Origin of the sequence: Mucilaginibacter sp. UYCu711, assembly GCF_050433825.1 — a bacterium.
GTDB lineage: Bacteria > Bacteroidota > Bacteroidia > Sphingobacteriales > Sphingobacteriaceae > Mucilaginibacter.
The window spans coordinates 192,087-211,583 of sequence record NZ_JBNPWM010000013.1 but is presented as its reverse complement, the minus strand read 5'-3'; the positions used below and the strand labels follow the sequence as shown (position 1 = coordinate 211,583).

The following is a 19,497-nucleotide window of genomic DNA, read 5'->3' as shown; positions in this document are numbered from 1 at the left end:
TGGGGGCGTTGCACCAAAAAAGTAAACGGCGATAACACCATTTTATACCTGTCGGTTTTTAAATGGCCTGCCGATGGTAAGCTTAATGTACCGGGATTAAAAAACAAGGTTGTTAGTGCAAAATTACTGGCCAATGGCACGGCATTAACATCATCAGCTACAGCAGACGGCTTAGTAATTAATGTACCAGCCCAGGCACCGGATACTATTGCATCAGTTATAAAAGTGGAAATTAAAGGAACAGTTGATACTTCGCGTTAGTCCGGATTTACAATCCCGGACTAATTTTGCTGCGGATCTCCTGATCCGCTTGGGGCATTGCGTAGGGGATTGCAAATCTAAGAATTGATTGAAAATGCGTTAGGGTGAGTAGCGAATACCGGCCATGCCGGGCCTTGTGCTGTGGCCGAGCCTAACGCCTGTGTAGTATAAGCGGATAACCCGGGCCGAAGGCAACGCCATTATTTGAGTGGCAGTTATTAGTTGCAGTAGCAGTTTTTCCACTTTACTATCCCTCCGCCCTTCCAAGGGAGGGAACCGCACAGCCCACCCGCCATATCTCAGGCCAAGCACCAATCTTTAATCTTAACACACCAATCTTCATAACTAATCACTATTCACTATCTTTGCCCTCGCAAAAAATGAAATTTAACTTAACAGCACACGATCCGCTATCAAAGGCCCGCGCGGGCGAGATCACAACCGATCATGGAGTAATACAAACGCCCATATTTATGCCTGTGGGTACCGCGGGTACGGTTAAAGCTGTCCATCAGCATGAGCTAAAGAACGACATTCAGGCACAAATTATACTTGGAAATACCTATCACTTATATTTAAGACCGGGACTTGATGTTATAGAAGGCGCCGGCGGGCTGCATAAATTTAACGGCTGGGATGGCCCGATTTTAACAGATAGCGGCGGCTACCAGGTGTACAGTTTAAGCGAAGTACGTAAGATTAAGGAAGAGGGTGTTACCTTCCGTTCGCATATCGACGGATCAAAACACCTGTTTACGCCCGAGAATGTGATGGATATCCAGCGCACTATTGGCGCCGATATTATTATGGCCTTTGATGAGTGCACCCCTTACCCATGCGACTATAACTACGCCAAAAGATCAATAGAAATGACGCACCGCTGGTTGAAGCGCTGCTGCGACAGGTTTGATAGTACCCAACCAAAATACGGTTATGATCAAACGTTTTTCCCTATTGTACAGGGGTCGGTTTATAAAGATCTAAGGGTGCGGTCGGCCGAAGTTATTGCGTCTTTCGAGCGTGAGGGCAATGCCATAGGCGGGCTTTCAGTAGGCGAACCGGCCGAAGAAATGTACGCAATGACAGAATTAGTGTGTGATATATTACCAACGCAAAAACCACGTTATTTAATGGGCGTAGGTACGCCTATTAACTTGCTGGAAAATATAGCTTTGGGGGTGGATATGTTTGACTGTGTAATGCCAACCCGCAATGCCCGCAACGGTATGCTATTTACCAAAAACGGCGTTATTAATATCAAAAATGAGAAGTGGAAAGCAGACTTTTCGCCTATTGAGGCGGATAGTGACCTGTTTGCCGATAAGAACTATACCAAGGCCTATTTAAGGCACTTAATACATAGCGGCGAAATGCTGGGCGCACAGATAGCAACGCTGCATAACCTGCATTTTTACCTGTGGCTGGTTAAAGAGGCACGCAATAAAATCATATCGGGCGAGTTTTATAGCTGGAAAAAAACAATGGTTGACCGTTTGGGACAAAGACTGTAAATGAAGGATTTTGTAGGTAAGTATTTAAAGATAATTGACTGGTATATCATCAAAAAATACCTGGGCACGTTTGTGTTTACCCTTGTTATTTTTATAGTGATATCGGTGGTGTTTGATATATCAGAGCACCTGGATAACTTCCTGTCGCACCATGCTACTATCTTTGAAATTGCCTTTAAATATTACGCCGGTTTTATCCCTTTTTACATTAACCTGCTATCGCCGTTAATTAACTTTTTAGCTGTAATTTTCTTTACAGCCAAAATGGCTAACCAGACGGAAATAGTGCCGATTCTGAGCGGAAAGGCCAGCTTTAACCGGTTCTTAAGGCCCTATTTTGTATCGGCTACGCTGATATTTGTGGTGTCGTTATTTGCCAATTTATACTTGATACCGTATACCAATAAGCTAAAGGTCAACTTTGAAAACAGCCATGGTTTTAACGGCGATCAGTCAAAAAACTCGGTTCATTTAAAACTGGATGAGCATACCTATGTATATGTAGAATCCTACGATAATGTATCGCATACCGGCTCCCAGTTTGTACTTGAAAAGTTTGATGGCGATAAGTTGCGCGAGAAGATAGTAGCTAATACTATTACTTACGATTCGCTTAAAAAGAGCTGGGCCATAAAGGATTATTCTGTAAGATATATTAATGGTTTGCGCGAGAAATTACGCTTTAATATCCCGCTAAAAGACACTACGCTGGACCTTTATCCAGCCGATTTTGAGGCCCATGATAACGTTTATTCGGCCATGTCCCTACGCGATCTGAATAAGAATATTCTTAAAGAAAAGATCCGTGGCGCTGGTAATTTAAAGGATATGCAGTATGAAAAATGGCGCCGTTTTCTGTACCCCTTTGCCTCGTTTGTACTCACGCTAATTGGCGTTTCTATCTCCTCCAGGAGGGTGCGCGGGGGCATTGGTTTACCCTTGGGGATAGGCTTATTTTTATGTTTTGCCTATATTGTGGTGGACAAATTCGCCCTGGTTTTTGCCCTAAAAAGCGGCCTCTCGCCATGGATAGCTGCCGCCCTGCCTAACACTTTGTTTGGTATATTGGGTTGCTATTTACTGTATAAAGCGCCTAAATGAGAATGCCACACAGCAAAAATAATTCATCAGTGCCCAATAAAAACCTGCTTATACTCCATTTTACGGTGTTTATTTGGGGATTTACGGGTATTTTAGGTGCTTTAATTAGCGTGAATGCTGTCCAATTGGTATGGTACCGCGTTCTAATTGCGGCTATATCGTTGTTTTTTTACTTTAAATTTGGCAAAAAAGCGCTCCAAATAAGCCGTCAAAACTTCCTGAAATTGTTTTTTACGGGCGGTTTAGTGGGTGGGCATTGGATACTTTTCTTCGCTTCTATCAAGCTTTCTACCGTCCCGGTAACGCTGGTTTGCCTGTCGTCGATGACGTTATTTACCGCTATTTTGGAGCCTTTATTCAATAAAACCCGGATCTCGAAACTGGAAATTATTGCGGGATTATTGATAATAACCGGGATAGTTTTAATATTTAAATTTGAAACTCAATACACTAAGGGTATCATAGCCGGCCTGTTAAGCGCCCTTTTTGCCAGCATATTTTCTATCATAAACTCCAAACAGGTAAAACAAATTGAGCCGGCAGTGATATCATTTTATGAGCTGACAGGTGCCTTTTTCTGGGCAACATTATACCTTTTTTTTACCGGTGGATTTAACCAGGCCATGTATTTAAAGCCTCACGATATTGGCTATTTATTGCTTCTGGGCACCATCTGCACCTCGCTTGCTTATGTTGCCGGGGTATCGGTAATGCGCGAATTATCGGCCTTCAGGGTAGCGCTAATTACCAACCTTGAGCCGGTGTATGGCATCCTGATGTCGTTCCTTTTCTTTGGTGATATGAACAAAATGACTACCGGATTTTGGGTAGGTGCGGTAATAATTTTGTCTACCATCTTCCTGTTTCCGGTCGCGAAAACGCAAATACAGAAGCGCAGAAACAGCTAAATATTCCAATAAATATCTTCTATCAGATTTAAATAAGTAGGCTTATCCGCTACAAACCGCGGGGTAGGGGATAATATTCATATCCCATTAAACGCATTTTAAGCAGCTGTGAGCCACGCTGCAATTTCACCACACCCGCATACATTTTAAAAATTCCAGGCGATCCTGGGCCAAATTTCAGCATGCTATTTGTGTACTGAAATGCAATTATTTTAGCAATGTAAAAACGGCTTTATTCAGGAGAAAAATCACTAATTTAATGATTAAAATTTTTGAAGTTATCATTTATATAAAACTTATATGATACTAAAAATCAAATAATTATATATATAATTTAAAGTATTAGTTTAACAAAAATAACTTTTAAAATCAGTTAAAATACTAACAAAATTAGTAAACACTTTAAACTAAGCAATATTTAAGATTTATTATACTGTAATTCAGGTATTTATATACCTCAATTTAAACAATAATATCACTATCTGTTTTTCTGACATAAATTATATTGCTTAGTGTATTGAAACCCCGAAATCAGAATTAGGGCAAAAAACGGTGCATGGAGACCGGGCCGTAAAATTTCAGAAAAAAGGGTTTAAAAACGACTGATTTTTCTGAGGATGAAATTTATGCATCGCAAATAGCAGTTCTGGAAATCGCGCCAAAATGAGCACAGGGAATTACCAGATTTTGAATTTTTCAAAAAGGGCCAAACCTTCCATGTTTTTTACTTTTACGTTTTGTAGAATTCCGGATAGCTCCTATCCTATTTTGAAATGGATTTTTATTACTTCGATAAAAGTCGGATATTGTCTAAAACTTTTAACGCCGATAAAGCCATGCGCATAACAACAATCATCATCATTCTGATCACGGTATTGCTTACAATAGTCCTGATGCAAAATACCGAGCCGGTAAGATTCACCATTTTGTTCGGCACATTTTATGTTTCAAAATTGGCCGCGTTGTTATCGTTCGCGGTGGTGGCATTTATTTTAGGCGTGCTGGTTGGGCGGCCCAAAAAAGCGCGCGCCATTGGTGGCGGCTATCCTGAAGACAAAGACGACGATGATGACACTGATACACTAAGTGACGAGGATCGTGAATATATTAAACATCCATAAAAGAAGAAGCTTTTAGATATTGTAGAAAACCTGGCTGTGTTGTTCAAGCTCGGCCAGGTCAGGTGTCGTATCAAAGATACCAAACACTGAAGCCCCGCTCCCGCTCATACTAGCGTAGATGGCGCCAGCTTCGTAAAGGGCGGCCTTTACCCCTCTTATCTCCAGGTGGTTTTTGAAGATATTGTTTTCAAAGTCATTCTTGATAAAGTTCTTCCACTCTCCTATTGGCTCGTAAATCAAATCAAATAATGACTGCTTCACAGGCGCTGGTTTTACGCCGCTGTAGGCCTCGGATGTCGAGATATGGATATCAGGCATCACCAAGGCAATTGAATAGCCTGAGAGGTCTAATTTTATCGTTTCAAACTCGTCGCCTTTTTCAAAAGCAAACACCGGTTTATTCTCGATGAAGAACGCGCAGTCGGCACCCAGCTTGCGGGCGTAGTTTAACTGCTGATCAATGGTGAGATCCAAATTAAATTTATCATTCATCAGTCTGATAAAAAAAGCAGCGTTAGCTGAACCACCTCCCAACCCCGCCCCTATCGGAATATTTTTATGCAGATGAATTTTTACCGGAGGTAAGTCAAAATCCTTTTTTAACAAATGGTAGCCCTTAACGCAAAGGTTGTCCTCCATCCTGCCGGGGATATCAAGGCCTGATGATTCAAAGCTTAACTCAGGCGCTTCTATCACCTCCAGGGCATCTTTTATCTGCACCGGGTAAAAAATGGTTTCCAGGTTATGATAACCATCCGGGCGGCGCTCAGTAATGTTAAGGCCTATGTTTATCTTTGCGTTTGGGAAATTGATCATATAAAAGTTAACAACGGCAGGTATTTATGCACATCCGTAGGATACCAAAAATAGATTATTTTTCTTTGTAGTGGAATTTAAACATACACATTCAATAATTCACTAATTCCATTATTCAATAATTAAACAGATGAAGCAGTATCTTGACCTTATGCGCCATGTAATGGAAACCGGCACCCAAAAGCACGACCGTACCGGCACCGGCACCATTAGCGTATTTGGCTACCAGATGCGTTTTAACCTGCAGGAAGGCTTCCCTTTAGTGACCACCAAAAAGCTGCACCTAAAATCAATCATCCACGAATTGATCTGGTTTTTGCAGGGGGATACCAACATTAAATATTTAAAAGATAACGGCGTACGCATTTGGGATGAATGGGCCGACGAGAACGGAAACCTTGGCCCGGTATATGGTTACCAGTGGCGCTCATGGCCTACGCCCGATGGTGGCCACATAGACCAGATCAAACAGATCATTCATCAAATTAAAAACAACCCCGATTCGCGCCGCATTATTGTATCGGCCTGGAACGTGGCCGATGTTAACCAAATGGCTTTGCCGCCATGCCATATGCTGTTCCAGTTTTATGTGGCACCCCCTAACCCCCTGAAGGGGGAACTAAAAGGCAAATTGTCTTGCCAATTGTATCAGCGTAGTGCCGATATATTTTTAGGGGTGCCTTTCAACATCGCATCTTACGCACTGCTCACCATGATGGTAGCACAAGTTTGCGATTTAGATTATGGCGATTTTGTACACACCTTTGGCGATGCCCATTTGTACAACAATCACCTTGAGCAAACACAATTGCAATTGAGCCGCGACCCGCGACCGCTACCAACCATGAAGATCAATCCGGACGTAAAAGATATCTTCGACTTTAAGTTTGAGGATTTTGAATTGGAGAATTATGATCCGTGGCCGCATATTAAGGGCGCGGTAGCGGTGTAGATATATAAAAGAAAATTGCTAAATTTGAATATGACTTTAATAGAATTAAGAACCGAAATACAAAAAGCTCTTGATAACGTTCCTGAAAACGTTCTTCAAAGTGTTCTTGACTATTTGAAACAAGCTCAAGCACAATCACCAGATCAAATTAGGCGAGACAACAACTTCAAAAAAATTCTTGCTGAAGATAAGGAACTTCTAAAGCGACTTGCTAAATGATAGACCAGAAAATCGCAGAGTTCTATCACAATGAAATTATTGATGAGTCTGGCGGTGGAAAAGGTGTAAGAGATCAAGGGTCTTTACTCTCGGCTTTGGCACGCCCTTATGCCACTTTTGATCAACAAGAATTATACCCTAGCCCAGTTGAAAAAGCTACGGCTATTTTTGAAAGTCTAATAATAAACCACCCATTTATAGATGGCAATAAGCGCACGGCCTATGTTTTGCTTAGATTGACGTTAATGGATTACTATTTTGACATCATGGCTTTCGAAGATGAAAAATACAAAATGACCATCGAAGCCAGTAGTGGTATAATTCGATTCGATGAAATTAAAGCTTGGATCGAAGCACATTTAGTTTCCATAAATCCATGATCGTATCCATCGTAGTAGCCATAGGCCAAAACAACGCCATCGGCAAAGACAATAAATTATTGTGGCATCTGCCTAAAGACCTTAAACATTTCAAGGAGATCACTACCGGTGGTACGGTTATCATGGGTCGTAAAACTTATGATTCGGTGGGCCGGCCGTTGCCAAATCGAAGAAATATTATTATTACTCGCCAGCAAATTGAAATTAAGGGCTGCGAGGTGGTAAATTCTGTCGAGGCCGCGTTGGATCTTTGCCGTGATGAGGACGAGGTGTTTATTGTTGGCGGTGCAGAGATCTATAAACTGGCCATGCCCCTAACAGATAAAATATTTTTGACCATTGTTCGCGAAAATTTCGAGGCTGATACCTACTTTCCTGAAATTAAGGAAGCTATATGGAAAGAAACCGCCCGGCAGGACCACGAACCTGATGAAAAAAATCCGCTTCCGTATTCTTTCATCACACTTGAACGCGCATAACAACCACGCTTTAAATTTTGTTTTCATTTTAAATTTCAGGGTTACAAAATTTTGTTAGATTTGCCGTCTTGTTTAAAATGCTTATAAACTAATTAATTACATATTATAATTTACGATGCAAGGTAAAGGGGTTATTAAATTTTTCGCCGTAGTGCTTACAATTGTGTGTATTTACCAATTGTCTTTCACATGGGTGGCACACAAAGTTGAGAAGGATGCTGAAGTATACGCCAAAGGCGATACTGCTAAAGTGAAGGCTTATTTAGATTCTGTTTCATCATTACCGGCCTATCCGCTATTGGGCCATACTTATCAATACTGTTTAGAAAGAGAGCTTGCTTTAGGTCTTGACTTAAAAGGTGGCATGAACGTTACCATGCAGATCTCCTTAGCCGAGTTGGTAAAAGCTTTATCAAACAACAACCCTGATCCGGCGTTTAACCAGGCTATCGCGAATGCTAACATTGCTACCCGCACCAGCCAAAGCGATTACATTACTTTATTTGTTAATGAGTACGAAAAACTTAACCCTAACGGTAAGTTAGCCGCCATCTTTTCAACTAAAGACAACCAGGCACACTTAAAATTCAACGCTTCAAACAGCGAGGTTGAAAAATACCTTAAGGACGAAGCTGACGTAGCCGTAAAACAATCATACACCGTTTTAAACACTCGTATTGATCAGTTTGGTGTTACGCAACCCAACATCTCGTTAGAAGCCAATACCAACCGTATATTGATCGAACTACCGGGCGTTAAAGAGCCTGAGCGTGTACGTAAGTTATTATCAGGGTCGGCTAAACTGGAGTTTTACCAGACTTTTGAGAGCCAGGATGTTTACCCGATGTTTAACAGCATTGACGGTATCCTTGCCGCAAAAAGCAAAACAACACCTAAAGACACTGCAAAAACAGCTACCGCAGCCGTTGACGCTAAAAAAGATACGACTAAAAAAGGTGGTTTAGCTTTATTAAATAAAGTAGAAAAAACCGCGGCTAATGATACATCACTGGCTGCTAAATCTAAATTAAATTCGGCTCACCCACTTTTCAGTATATTACAAATTCCTACTTATCAGGATCAGCAAGGCCAGCAGCAGCTGCGTCCCGGAGCTATTGTAGGCTGGACGCTTCAAAAAGACACTGCTAAAGTAAACACTTACCTGCGTAGCGCAGATGTACAGGCTTCATTGCCACGCAACATTAAGTTTGCCTGGGGTGTTAAGCCAATGGAGAAAACCAAAATATTTGAGTTATATGCGCTTAAATTAACCGGTGCCGAAAATGGCCCTGTGTTAACCGGAGATGTTATCAACGATGCGCAAAGCGACGTGGATCAAAAAGGACAGCCTGAGGTTAGAATGGTTATGAACTCGCAGGGTGCCGAAAAATGGCGCGCTGTTACTGCAGAGGCTGCACAAGGTAAAAAAGCTATCGCAATTGTTTTGGACGATAACGTTTACTCTGCACCAAGCGTACAAAACGAAATATCCGGTGGTGTATCATCAATATCAGGTAACTATAAATTAGAAGATACTAAAGATTTGGCCAACGTATTAAAAGCAGGCCGCTTACCGGCCCCTGCCCGCATTATTGGCGAGGACGTTGTAGGTCCGTCATTAGGTCAGCAATCTATTGATGCCGGTTTAATGTCATGTTTAGTGGGCTTATTGGTGGTGTTGGTATTTATGATAGCTTACTACAACCGCGCAGGTACTGTGGCGGTAGTTGCTACTGTTATCAACGTATTCTTCCTGATGGGTGTATTAACCAGCTTACGCGCTGTATTAACCTTACCGGGTGTTGCAGGCATCGTGTTATTGTTCGGTATGTCTGTAGATGCCAATGTATTGATATATGAGCGTGTGCGCGAAGAGCTTGCTTTAGGCAAATCTATCCGTATAGCGGTTAGTGATGGTTTTAAACACGCTTTATGGTCTATCCTGGATGCAAACATCAGCACCTTCTTAACCGGTTTGATCTTATTTGTTTTCGGTAGCGGCCCAATCCAGGGTTTCGCAACAACGTTAATGATCGGTATTATCACTTCATTATTCTGTTCATTATTAATTTCAAGATTGATATTTGAGTGGATGATAGAAAAAGGCTGGGATATTAAATTCTCGAACCCATGGAGCTCACATACTTTTAAAAACGCCAACTTCGCGTTTGTTAAAAATCGTTTCAGGTTTTATATCTTCTCTGGACTATTTATTCTTGCAGGTGTTATATCAATGTTTACCCAAAATTTCAACTATGGTGTAGATTTCCAGGGTGGCCGTACTTACATTATGCACTTCCCTAACAAAAATGCTACTGATAACGATGTACGTCTTGCTGTTGAAGGCGTATTGGGCCACGGTACACAGGTTAAAACGTTAGGTACTGACAAGATAAGTATTACTACTAACTACCTGATCGAAGAAAATTCTATAACTGCAGATGATAATGTTAGAAATACCTTATTAAAAGCGCTTAATACAAAAGAGATAACCCATGCTACCTCAAAAGATATCCTGGGTTCGCAAAAAGTACAGGCTACTGTTGCTGATGGTTTAAAAAAATCGGCGGTATGGACGGTATTATTTGCCATCCTGGTGATATCAGCTTATATCCTGATCCGTTTCCGCAGATGGCAATTCAGTTTAGCGGCGATGATCGCGACGGCACATGATGCGTTGATGGTATTATCATTCTATTCGTTATTTAAAAACGTATTACCTTTCCTTGATATTGATCAGGCTTTCGTAGCGGCTATATTAACGGTAATAGGTTACTCAATTAACGATACCGTGGTAGTATTTGACCGTATCCGCGAGTTCCTGCGTTTACACCACTCAAAAAATGATGACCCTAAAGAGGTTATTAATAACGCTATCAACAATACATTAAGCCGTACAATTATTACAGCTTTAACTGTATTGTTTGTTTTGATCGTATTATTCATCTTCGGTGGCGACGTTTTACGTGGCTTCTCGTTTTCTTTATTGATCGGTGTATGCTTCGGTACATACTCGTCTATCTGTATCGCAACGCCGGTAATTGTCGATTTCGGAAAGAAAGACCTGAGATAATATTATCTATATACATATAAAAGGCCGCCCGTTTACACGAGGCGGCCTTTTTGTTGCGGTTATCAGCCGGCAACTTACTATTCACTCACTTTTAATTTTCTAATATCACTTTTAAGGCTTTCTCTTTAGCCGCGTTTCCAAAAACATCGTAAGCTTCAATTATCTGATCCAGTTTAAAACGATGCGTGATGAGTTTATTAGGCTCAATTTTTTTGGACTGCACCGTTTTAAGTAATAAGGGGGTTGTAACCGTATCCACCAGCCGGGTAGTAATAGTTATGTTTTTAGACCAAAGCGTTTCCAGGTGAAGGGTAACGCTTTTGCCATGCACGCCAATATTAGCTATATGCCCGCCGGGAGCTATAATTTCCTGACATAACTCGAATGTAGCGGGCACGCCGACAGCCTCAATTGCTACATCCACCCCTCTGCCATTGGTCAATGCATTTATCTTTTCGATAGCATTTTCAATACCACTGTTGATGATATGGGTTGCGCCAAAAGTCTTGGCTACGTTTAGCCTGTTATCATCCTGGTCTATCATAATAATTTCCGCAGGCGTATAAAATTGAGCTGTTAATAAAGCCGCAATACCTATAGGCCCTGATCCAACAATAGCAACCACATCGCCCGGTTTTACCTGTCCGTTTAAAACGCCGCATTCAAAACCTGTCGGTAGTATATCACTCAGCATTACCAGTGCCTCTTCGTCAGATCCGGCGGGTATTGGGTAAAGGCTGTTATCGGCATGTGGTATTCTTACGTACTCGGCCTGGGTGCCATCAATCATATAACCCAATATCCAACCTCCATCTTCGCAATGCGAATACATGCCTTTTTTGCAATATGAACACTTGCCGCATGAGGTTACACAGGATATGATAACATGGTCGCCTTTTTTAAAGTTACTTACGGCTGTACCCACTTCTTCAACTATTCCAACGCCTTCATGGCCAATTATCCTTCCGTCGGCAACTTCGGGCAAATCGCCTTTCATAATATGAAGGTCGGTTCCGCAAATGGTTGTTTTCAAAATCTTTATGATCGCGTCAGTTGGTTTTGTTATTACCGGTTTAGGTTTATCTTCCCATGATTTTTTTCCGGGACCATGATATACCAGCGCTTTCATTGTCGTATTTGGTAAATGACCGGGAGCATCGGTTAACAATGACTCTTTGTCTGATGTTAAATTTTTCATGTCATATTTATTTTAATAGGTTTATAAACGAATTGTAAAAATACACCTTCAAAAGCCGGGGAAACATGACGGCCGACGCTATAATAAATGACCCTGCTCATAATTTTTTTTTAAAATTAGGGTACGGAATGGTTTTTGCATTTAAACAATTATCATGGTGTAACCGATTTAATAAGTTGTTTACCACTGCATTTAAAAGAACATAATAATGAGTTCAACTAAATCAAAATTCCCGCAGATAGTAATAATAGGCGGCGGCTTCGCCGGATTAGAAGTAGCCAAGCAACTGGCCGATAAACCGGTTGATGTTTTAATGCTCGATAAGCATAACTATCATACATTTCAGCCATTACTGTACCAGGTAGCCACCGGCAGTTTAGAGTCTGAATCTATCGCATTCTCCTTGCGAAAAAACTTTGCAAGCCAAAAAAACTTCAGGTTCCGCATTGCCGAAGTATCAGGCGTTGATATGGAGAAAAATATAGTTAAATCTGATCTTGGCGATATCGCTTATGATTACCTGGTGATTGCAACCGGTTCAACAACCAATTTCTTCGGCAATAAAGAGATAGAACATTATGCTATGCCGATGAAATCGATACCCGAAGCACTAAACCTTCGCTATCTTATCCTGCAAAACCTCGAAGAAGCCTCATTAAAAGCCACCAAAGAAGAAAGAGAACCTTACCTATCCTTTGTACTGGTTGGCGCTGGCCCTACGGGTGTAGAGCTTGCCGGTGCCTTAGCCGAGCTTCGTAACCATATCCTAACCCGCGATTATCCTGATCTGAAAAAAGAAGACATGAAAGTTTATCTGGTTGATTTTCTTCCGAAAGTACTGGGGCCTTTCTCGGACGAGGGATCAAAAGCAGCCAAAAAGTTCCTGACCGATATGGGTGTTGATGTTTTATTAAACGTTAAAGTAGAAAGCTACGATGGCGAAGTAATAAAATTTGAGGGCGGCAAATCTGTCAAAACCAAAAACGTGATATGGAGCGCCGGCGTTATGGGCGTTATACCCGATGGTGTAAACAAAGACATTATTGAGCGTGGCAACCGTATAAGCGTTGATGAAATTAACCGGATAAAAGGCTCGGAAAACGTTTTTGCCATAGGCGATGTTGCCGCTATGATATCCGATGAAACGCCAAAGGGCCATCCCGGCGTGGCACAAGTTGCCATACAGCAAGGCACGTTGGCAGGCAAAAACATAATGCATTTAATTAAAGGCGAGCCTACCGTTCCGTTTAAGTATAACGACAAGGGATCGTTAGCTACCATAGGCCGTAACAAAGCCATTGCCGATTTGGGCAAGATAAAGTTCCAGGGATTTTTTGCCTGGCTGATATGGATGTTTGTGCATTTGGTATCCTTGCTGGGTTTCCGCAACAAGGTAATTGTGTTTATTAACTGGATAGGTAACTATTTAGCCAATAATGGCGGCAGCAGGCTGATCATCCGCAGATTTAAGCCAGAAGAATTGCCCAAAAAAGATAAACAGTTGGCAAAAGCTGACTAACTTGCATGCTAATGGCCGATGCTTTGATAAAACTTACAGAGTGCCCCCGCGACGCGATGCAGGGTTTGCACGATTTTGTGCCAACAGATGTGAAGGCGCGTTATATCAACCTGCTCTTGCAAGTAGGTTTTGATACGATAGATTTCGGAAGTTTTGTATCGCCGAAAGCTATCCCGCAAATGCGGGATACGGCAGAAGTACTGGCCCAGCTTGATCTGAGTAACACAGAGTCAAAATTATTAGCCATTATAGCCAATTACAGGGGCGCTGAGGACGCTTCGGCGCATGAGGCGATAACTTACCTGGGTTACCCCTTTTCTATCTCAGAGACGTTCCAAATGCGTAATACCAACTCGACAGTTGCAAATGCTTTTGAAACCGTTAAGCGGATTAAAGGTTTATGTGCTGATAAAAACAAAGAGTTGCTGGTTTACCTGTCCATGGGGTTTGGTAATCCTTACGGGGATGAGTGGAACGTAGAGATAGTACAACAATGGACAGAGCGAGTGGTTAATGAAGGTATTAACATTATTGCATTATCTGATACTATCGGCATTGCTGCTCCCAAAGAAATAAAAAGCATTTACACCAGCCTAAGTACCCAATTCCCAAAAACAGAATTTGGCGTACACCTGCACAGCACACCGGATACCTGGCATGATAAGGTAGAAGCGGCCTATCAAAGTGGCTGCAAACGATTTGACACTGCATTAAAAGGGTACGGTGGCTGCCCAATGGCAAAAGACGAGCTTACAGGCAACATCGCTACCGAAAACCTGGCAAGTTACCTCAAATCACAAAACGCGCTCCAGGAGCTTGATTACGGTAAATTACAGGAGGCGTTGGATTATTCGGTGAGGGTGTTTGGGTAAGAATATGATTGTAGGTGTTTACCGCTTCACCATTTTAAAATGCTGTATCCCCGCTTCTTCAAACTGCGGGCCTTCCTGTACAAAGCCAAACTTTTCGTATAAGCCTACAGCTAAAATCTGTGCGTTAAGGTAAATGTAATCAGCATCGGGCGGTAGATCTCCTAAAACAGTGCGAACTAACTCCTGGGCCACGCCTTTTCCTCTAAATTGTTTTAGTACAGCAAAGCGCTCCAGCTTATAACCATTAGCTGTTTTGCGCCAGCGCGATGCACCGGCGGGTACGCCATCAACAGTAGCTAAAAAATGGGTCGATTCGTCCTCGTGCTCCCACTCCAGTTCGGGCGGGCAGTTTTGTTCGCCTACAAAAACTTCGCGGCGTATGGCAAATACCTTTTCAAGGCTATCGGGGTCACTTACTTTGTTTACTTGAATCTTTTTTGGCTCGGGCATCACTGTAATGCTTTTTAGATTTATAACCTGAAAGTTTAAAGTTATGATTTTCTTCCGCCGCGTCAATAGAGTGCGTACAGGTCAAGTCATCTTCTTTCTCTGCAAGGTCAGACAATTCCACATAAAATTTATGCAGCTGGTCTAACTCGTCCTCGGTAATATCCTCAATATCAACCATCCGGTTACTGGCGCCCTGGTGCGATGCTAACAATTCATTTAATTTTAAGTGGATAGCCTTCGAGTCTTTATTTTGCGATTTCTGGATCAGGAATACCATTAAAAAGGTGATGATAGTTGTCCCTGTATTAATGATCAATTGCCATGTATCCGAATAATCAAAAATAGGCCCGGTTACCAGCCATATAATAATAACCGTAATAGCTATTAAAAATGCGGCAGAGCTGCCGGTTGCTGCTGTCGCCCAATTAGAAAACCGTTCAAAAAAATTCTTCTTTTTAGTTGCCATTGTTTTATCAATTATGAACCTATAACTAAAAAAAAGCGCCAATGTTTTCACATCGGCGCTTTTATAAATTTAGTTAATTATGAATTATAATTTATCTGTCGCGTTTATGCAGTTTAAATCTTCGAAAGCGGTAGTTAAACGTTTAACAAAATTCTCTTCACCTTTGCGTAACCATACGCGTGGGTCGTAGTATTTTTTGTTAGGCGAATCGGCACCTTCAGGGTTACCAATCTGATCTTGCATGTATGCTTCTTTTGATTGATAGTAATCTTTAATACCCTCCCAATAAGCCCATTGCATATCAGTATCGATATTCATTTTTATAGCACCATAGCCAATAGCTTCGCGAATTTCTTCCTGGGTTGAACCAGATCCACCATGGAATACAAAGTTGATAGGTTTTTCGGCAGTTAACTTAAACTTCTGTTTAACATACTCCTGCGAGTTATGTAAGATAACCGGCTGTAATTTTACGTTACCCGGTTTGTACACACCATGTACGTTACCAAAAGCAGCAGCTACAGTAAAGCGCGGACTAACTTTTAATAAGTTCTCATAGCTATAAGCTACATCCTCTGGCTGGGTGTATAAACGAGAGCTATCAACATCGCTGTTATCAACGCCGTCTTCTTCGCCGCCGGTTACACCTAATTCAATTTCCAATGTCATACCCATTTTAGCCATACGCGCTAAATATTTGGCAGAGATCTCGATGTTTTCTTCGATTGACTCTTCAGAAAGATCCAACATATGCGATGAGAACAATGGCTTGCCGGTTTCAGCAAAGAATTTCTCGCCATTATCCAATAAACCATCAATCCATGGCAATAACTTTTTAGCAGCATGGTCTGTATGTAAAATTACAGCAACACCATAATGCTCGGCTAATAAATGTACATGCCGTGCAGCTGATGTAGCACCTAATATGCAAGCCTGCAGTTTAGAGTTATCTAATGACTTACCCGCATAAAACTGCGCGCCACCATGCGATAACTGGATAATTACCGGCGAGTTAACCGCCTTTGCAGTTTCCATAACAGCATTTACTGTGTTGGTACCTATAACGTTTACCGCAGGTAAAGCAAACTGATGCTTTTTAGCGGCTTCAAATAGTTCCTGCACCTGGTCACCGTGCAAAACTCCTTTATAATTTTTTAAATCCATTGCCTTTTGTTTGGGCCCCGAAGGTAAAAAATTTATCCGTTTTTACGGAAAAAATGTCTATAAAAGTGATAGGATATTATAAAAGTTACATCATATTACAATAAAAAGCCCGGCAACTATAATAAGTTACCGGGCTGGTATTTAGTGTGATTGTTTTTAATATCCCGTTGGTTCGCCTGCTCCTTGCAATATCCAGGTTAAACTAAACTTATGATATTGTAGGGTCATGGGGCCGTTGTTGTTAAACTCTATCAATAAACCGGTCAGGTTATCACCGGTTTTTACTAAGCTGCTATAGCCACCCAATATAGTGGTAGTACCATTTCCGCTTTCCGGTATATCCCGGCTCCGTTCCCATGAACCACCTTCATCATAAGTGATCCTGATTTTAGGGTGCCGTCTTTGGGTTTGACTGGCCGAGTTCATAAAGTAGATCCTGTTTGGTTTTGATTCGGTATAACGCAGGATAGAGCCCTGGCAGGCCGGGTCGGGCAATAAGGTGTTATTGGTAAATGCGCTTGTCCAACTGCCTATGTCGCCGTAAGATGTTCTCCTGTAACTTACAGATGCATCCGGTTTTGGCGCGGGCCTGTCATTACGATATAAGGTACCATTCAGCTTTTCAACTATTGTAGATTCAGAAGTCCCCAATGAGGATGGTACAGGGCTACTTGTCCAATGAGCGCCGTGATCATCGCTATAAATATTCCGTTTCAAAGCCGGAATAATTAAACGGCCTGTAGTAGCACCAAAGTGTTTCTGGATCCCTATACCTGGGCCAGCGGCATCCCAATCAAAAGTGTTTGGGGTTACGTCTAAAGTCAGGTCTGCAGGTGTAGACCAGTTTGCGCCATCATCGTCACTGTAACAAGCAAAAGTCCTTCTTTCGCCGTACGAGTCTATGGGCAGGAAACCACCGCCGCCTTGCTGACTATGGTCTTTATCGTTATAATTCATAAACAACCAAACCCTGCCGTTTGATTGATCGACCACCATGGTTGGATTGCCCCAGGTACCCAGCTTAGAGTCGGGCTGCGCAGGCCCTCCGGCAGGGATAGGCGCAATGGTGATGCTGGTGAAGCCAGCCACGATTTTTTGCGTTGTCCATTGCGAGGCTACGATACCTGATTGATAGGTCCCGTCACTATTCTTTAAAAGTCTTCTAACAACTACGTCGATATCACCTGCATCGCCATCAACTTTACGCGCTTCGCAGGCAGCTATTAATACCCCGTTTTTTGATTTAATTATCGACGGGATCCTGTACGATGTATAACTGGTGTTACCTGCCGTAGGGAAAAGCGTAATAAAATCATAAACACCATAAGTAGTCAGGCTGGTTGATTGGTCTCCACTGGGGGTAACGATAGTATCAGCCGTTTTTTGTACGGAATTGTTTTTGTTGCACGCTGTGACAAATAAAGAAGCGGTTACAACAACTGCCAGAAACGGCCTGTAAAAAGGCGATCTACCGGTTTCAACGAATTGTTTTTTCATAATCTTTAATTTATTGGTGAGTTTATTTTTGGTTTACTTTGGATATCCTTGCGTCTGGTCGAGTTTTGTATTGGCAGCCAATACCGTTGCAGATAGCGGCCAGAATAATGGTGTGGTCTTGCCAACCAGGTTTGGCACGTAGGTGTAAGCATTAATAGTACCGCCATAATGGAAACGCACGATATCATACCATCGCTTGTTTTCGAAAAACATTTCGCGGCCGCGTTCATCAAAAATGGCACGCTCTACCGTTGCTTTATCCGTAGCGCCCGTATAATTACCAATCCCTGCCCTACCTCTTACTTTGTTCAGGTAAGTAATAGCTTCGGGTGTTTTATCCAGGCCGGCGTACGCTTCGGCTTCCATTAAATAAACATCCGCCAGGCGCCACATAATTACGTCGTTGTCAGAGATCCGGTCGTCTGGATATTTATTACCCGGTAGTTTTATAGCCCAGAAATGATTAGCTGCTGCAGTACCATGGCGTTCGGCTATAAAAGTGAAGGGGATCCGTTTATCAGTAGTTAAACCGGTAAACAATTGCCTGCTTTTTAAGCTGATCTCGTACCCGCTTTGACCATTTGTTGATGTTAATGTATAAGGAATACTGTCAATATTAACAGCGCCTTGCACAGTAGACAGGAACGGCAAAGCGTTTAACGCATAATTTGAAGTAGCGCCCGTTTCATCCCGTTGAAAATAAGCCGACATGATCACCTCGGCGTTAGCGCGGGTAGTTGTAATGTCTTTAAAGTTATTTAATAAGCTTACGCCGGTAGTTTCGACAGCAGCAGCCGCAGTCAACGCGTCATTAAAGTCGGTGGTGCCGCCGCCTGCTACTTTGGCGCTCCACAATTTAGCCTCGGCTTTTAATGCCTGCGCCGCACCGTAAGAGAAGCGGTATTTATTAACGTAAGTTTTTTCAGGGAATAAGCTAATAGCCTGGTCAAGATCAGCAAAGATCTGTTTTAACACATCAGTTGTTTTTGCGCGTGGCAATAACGGTACATTATCATCTGTAATAGCGGTTAACATTAACGGCGTATCGCCTATTACTCTTACCAGGAAAAAGTAAGTATAGGCACGCTGGCAAAGCGTCTCGGCTATCAGGCGGTTTTTTAACGCCGCGTTTGCAAAACTAAATGGCTGTATGGTCTCTAATAATAAATTACAACTGCCAATGGCTTTGTACTGCCCGTTATAATTAATAGTACCAACTGTGGGCGTAAGTATTTGCGACCACGCGGTTGATAAGCGCGCATTTGGCCCTTGCATTAACTCTTCGCTACGCTCGGTACCGTAAGTAATTGAGTTTGCAAACGCGCGTATTGATGGATAAGTACCTATAACAAAAGGTTCAAAGTCGCCCTCATTTTTAAAGTACACCTGCCCTGTTATTTGCGATTTGGGTGTAACATCTAACATTTTTTTACAAGCTGTTATGCCTGTCAGCATTAATCCACTTAAGATCGTTGCTATATATATTTTTTTCATTTTCATGTTTTTTCAG

18 protein-coding genes and 1 pseudogene are annotated in these 19,497 nt (G+C 42.1%); 12 read left to right on the top strand and 7 right to left on the bottom strand.

The window, feature by feature from the left end:
• From ABIB50_RS24540 to ABIB50_RS24520, 5 genes and pseudogenes are all read left to right on the top strand, one after another.
• A pseudogene (locus ABIB50_RS24540) lies at positions 1 to 261 on the top strand (alpha-L-fucosidase); the annotation flags it as partial.
• A gap of 380 nt (positions 262 to 641) precedes the next feature.
• Entirely contained in the window at positions 642 to 1,772 is a 1,131-nt protein-coding gene (gene tgt, locus ABIB50_RS24535) for a tRNA guanosine(34) transglycosylase Tgt (protein WP_429384194.1), read from the top strand.
• Positions 1,773 to 2,873 (top strand): LptF/LptG family permease, encoded by a 1,101-nt coding sequence (locus ABIB50_RS24530; RefSeq protein ID WP_429384192.1) that lies wholly within the window; start codon positions 1,773 to 1,775, stop codon positions 2,871 to 2,873.
• The gene (locus ABIB50_RS24525) at positions 2,870 to 3,781 is read left to right on the top strand and encodes a DMT family transporter (protein WP_429384190.1); all 912 of its coding nucleotides are present in this window, start codon (positions 2,870 to 2,872) and stop codon (positions 3,779 to 3,781) included. Before ABIB50_RS24530 ends, ABIB50_RS24525 begins: the two co-directional genes overlap by 4 nt.
• A gap of 773 nt (positions 3,782 to 4,554) precedes the next feature.
• Positions 4,555 to 4,902, top strand: coding sequence for a hypothetical protein (locus ABIB50_RS24520; RefSeq protein ID WP_429384188.1), 348 nt, complete (start codon positions 4,555 to 4,557; stop codon positions 4,900 to 4,902).
• 12 nt (positions 4,903 to 4,914) lie between these two features.
• Here ABIB50_RS24520 and ispE read toward each other — a convergent pair whose 3' ends face one another.
• Complete coding sequence (gene ispE, locus ABIB50_RS24515; protein ID WP_429384187.1) at positions 4,915 to 5,718, bottom strand: 4-(cytidine 5'-diphospho)-2-C-methyl-D-erythritol kinase; 804 nt, start codon at positions 5,716 to 5,718, stop codon at positions 4,915 to 4,917.
• A gap of 130 nt (positions 5,719 to 5,848) precedes the next feature.
• On the opposite strand from ispE, the gene ABIB50_RS24510 reads away from it, so the two are divergent.
• The 5 genes from ABIB50_RS24510 to secDF all read left to right on the top strand — a co-directional run bounded on the left by ABIB50_RS24510 (position 5,849) and on the right by secDF (position 10,821).
• The gene (locus ABIB50_RS24510; RefSeq protein ID WP_429384185.1) at positions 5,849 to 6,670 is read left to right on the top strand and encodes a thymidylate synthase; all 822 of its coding nucleotides are present in this window, start codon (positions 5,849 to 5,851) and stop codon (positions 6,668 to 6,670) included.
• 30 nt (positions 6,671 to 6,700) lie between these two features.
• Positions 6,701 to 6,889, top strand: coding sequence for a hypothetical protein (locus ABIB50_RS24505; RefSeq protein ID WP_429384183.1), 189 nt, complete (start codon positions 6,701 to 6,703; stop codon positions 6,887 to 6,889).
• Positions 6,886 to 7,269: a type II toxin-antitoxin system death-on-curing family toxin gene (locus ABIB50_RS24500; protein ID WP_429384181.1), complete on the top strand. Its 384-nt coding sequence runs from the start codon at positions 6,886 to 6,888 to the stop codon at positions 7,267 to 7,269. Before ABIB50_RS24505 ends, ABIB50_RS24500 begins: the two co-directional genes overlap by 4 nt.
• A complete protein-coding gene (locus tag ABIB50_RS24495; RefSeq protein ID WP_429384179.1) occupies positions 7,266 to 7,748 on the top strand; it encodes a dihydrofolate reductase in 483 nt (160 codons plus the stop codon). The genes ABIB50_RS24500 and ABIB50_RS24495 overlap by 4 nt, the downstream gene beginning before the upstream one ends.
• 115 nt (positions 7,749 to 7,863) lie before the next feature.
• Complete coding sequence (secDF, locus tag ABIB50_RS24490; RefSeq protein ID WP_429384178.1) at positions 7,864 to 10,821, top strand: protein translocase subunit SecDF; 2,958 nt, start codon at positions 7,864 to 7,866, stop codon at positions 10,819 to 10,821.
• Positions 10,822 to 10,912: 91 nt separating this feature from the next.
• Here the strand turns inward: secDF and ABIB50_RS24485 are convergent, their stop codons facing one another.
• On the bottom strand, positions 10,913 to 12,019 hold the full coding sequence (locus ABIB50_RS24485; protein WP_429384175.1) for a zinc-dependent alcohol dehydrogenase family protein: 1,107 nt from the start codon (positions 12,017 to 12,019) through the stop codon (positions 10,913 to 10,915).
• Between the two features lie 208 nt (positions 12,020 to 12,227).
• On the opposite strand from ABIB50_RS24485, the gene ABIB50_RS24480 reads away from it, so the two are divergent.
• Positions 12,228 to 13,538: an NAD(P)/FAD-dependent oxidoreductase gene (locus tag ABIB50_RS24480; RefSeq protein ID WP_429384172.1), complete on the top strand. Its 1,311-nt coding sequence runs from the start codon at positions 12,228 to 12,230 to the stop codon at positions 13,536 to 13,538.
• Positions 13,539 to 13,549: 11 nt separating this feature from the next.
• On the top strand, positions 13,550 to 14,410 hold the full coding sequence (locus ABIB50_RS24475; RefSeq protein WP_429384170.1) for a hydroxymethylglutaryl-CoA lyase: 861 nt from the start codon (positions 13,550 to 13,552) through the stop codon (positions 14,408 to 14,410).
• An 18-nt stretch (positions 14,411 to 14,428) separates the two neighbouring features.
• Here the strand turns inward: ABIB50_RS24475 and ABIB50_RS24470 are convergent, their stop codons facing one another.
• The 5 genes from ABIB50_RS24470 to ABIB50_RS24450 all read right to left on the bottom strand — a co-directional run bounded on the left by ABIB50_RS24470 (position 14,429) and on the right by ABIB50_RS24450 (position 19,481).
• Entirely contained in the window at positions 14,429 to 14,860 is a 432-nt protein-coding gene (locus ABIB50_RS24470; RefSeq protein ID WP_429384168.1) for a GNAT family N-acetyltransferase, read from the bottom strand.
• Positions 14,820 to 15,326 (bottom strand): low affinity iron permease family protein, encoded by a 507-nt coding sequence (locus ABIB50_RS24465; RefSeq protein WP_429384165.1) that lies wholly within the window; start codon positions 15,324 to 15,326, stop codon positions 14,820 to 14,822. The genes ABIB50_RS24470 and ABIB50_RS24465 overlap by 41 nt, the downstream gene beginning before the upstream one ends.
• Before the next feature lie 84 nt (positions 15,327 to 15,410).
• A complete protein-coding gene (fbaA, locus tag ABIB50_RS24460) occupies positions 15,411 to 16,490 on the bottom strand; it encodes a class II fructose-bisphosphate aldolase (protein ID WP_429384163.1) in 1,080 nt (359 codons plus the stop codon).
• 156 nt (positions 16,491 to 16,646) lie between these two features.
• On the bottom strand, positions 16,647 to 17,987 hold the full coding sequence (locus ABIB50_RS24455) for a sialidase family protein (protein WP_429384160.1): 1,341 nt from the start codon (positions 17,985 to 17,987) through the stop codon (positions 16,647 to 16,649).
• Between the two features lie 33 nt (positions 17,988 to 18,020).
• Positions 18,021 to 19,481 carry a RagB/SusD family nutrient uptake outer membrane protein gene (locus ABIB50_RS24450; protein WP_429384159.1) on the bottom strand — a complete coding sequence of 487 codons (1,461 nt, stop codon included), beginning with the start codon at positions 19,479 to 19,481 and terminating at the stop codon, positions 18,021 to 18,023.
• Positions 19,482 to 19,497: the final 16 nt, after the last annotated feature.

Bases quoted from the DNA above. Each gene is read 5' to 3' on its own strand.
- ABIB50_RS24505 (WP_429384183.1), top strand. From the start codon at position 6,701: ATGACTTTAATAGAATTAAGAACCGAAATACAAAAAGCTCTTGATAAC.
- ABIB50_RS24470 (WP_429384168.1), bottom strand. From the start codon at position 14,860: ATGCCCGAGCCAAAAAAGATTCAAGTAAACAAAGTAAGTGACCCCGAT.
- ABIB50_RS24525 (WP_429384190.1), top strand. From the start codon at position 2,870: ATGAGAATGCCACACAGCAAAAATAATTCATCAGTGCCCAATAAAAAC.
- ABIB50_RS24500 (WP_429384181.1), top strand. From the start codon at position 6,886: ATGATAGACCAGAAAATCGCAGAGTTCTATCACAATGAAATTATTGAT.
- secDF (WP_429384178.1), top strand. From the start codon at position 7,864: ATGCAAGGTAAAGGGGTTATTAAATTTTTCGCCGTAGTGCTTACAATT.
- fbaA (WP_429384163.1), bottom strand. From the start codon at position 16,490: ATGGATTTAAAAAATTATAAAGGAGTTTTGCACGGTGACCAGGTGCAG.
- ABIB50_RS24455 (WP_429384160.1), bottom strand. From the start codon at position 17,987: ATGAAAAAACAATTCGTTGAAACCGGTAGATCGCCTTTTTACAGGCCG.
- tgt (WP_429384194.1), top strand. From the start codon at position 642: ATGAAATTTAACTTAACAGCACACGATCCGCTATCAAAGGCCCGCGCG.
- ispE (WP_429384187.1), bottom strand. From the start codon at position 5,718: ATGATCAATTTCCCAAACGCAAAGATAAACATAGGCCTTAACATTACT.
- ABIB50_RS24450 (WP_429384159.1), bottom strand. From the start codon at position 19,481: ATGAAAAAAATATATATAGCAACGATCTTAAGTGGATTAATGCTGACA.
- ABIB50_RS24475 (WP_429384170.1), top strand. From the start codon at position 13,550: ATGGCCGATGCTTTGATAAAACTTACAGAGTGCCCCCGCGACGCGATG.
- ABIB50_RS24530 (WP_429384192.1), top strand. From the start codon at position 1,773: ATGAAGGATTTTGTAGGTAAGTATTTAAAGATAATTGACTGGTATATC.
- ABIB50_RS24510 (WP_429384185.1), top strand. From the start codon at position 5,849: ATGAAGCAGTATCTTGACCTTATGCGCCATGTAATGGAAACCGGCACC.
- ABIB50_RS24480 (WP_429384172.1), top strand. From the start codon at position 12,228: ATGAGTTCAACTAAATCAAAATTCCCGCAGATAGTAATAATAGGCGGC.
- ABIB50_RS24495 (WP_429384179.1), top strand. From the start codon at position 7,266: ATGATCGTATCCATCGTAGTAGCCATAGGCCAAAACAACGCCATCGGC.
- ABIB50_RS24465 (WP_429384165.1), bottom strand. From the start codon at position 15,326: ATGGCAACTAAAAAGAAGAATTTTTTTGAACGGTTTTCTAATTGGGCG.
- ABIB50_RS24485 (WP_429384175.1), bottom strand. From the start codon at position 12,019: ATGAAAAATTTAACATCAGACAAAGAGTCATTGTTAACCGATGCTCCC.
- ABIB50_RS24520 (WP_429384188.1), top strand. From the start codon at position 4,555: ATGGATTTTTATTACTTCGATAAAAGTCGGATATTGTCTAAAACTTTT.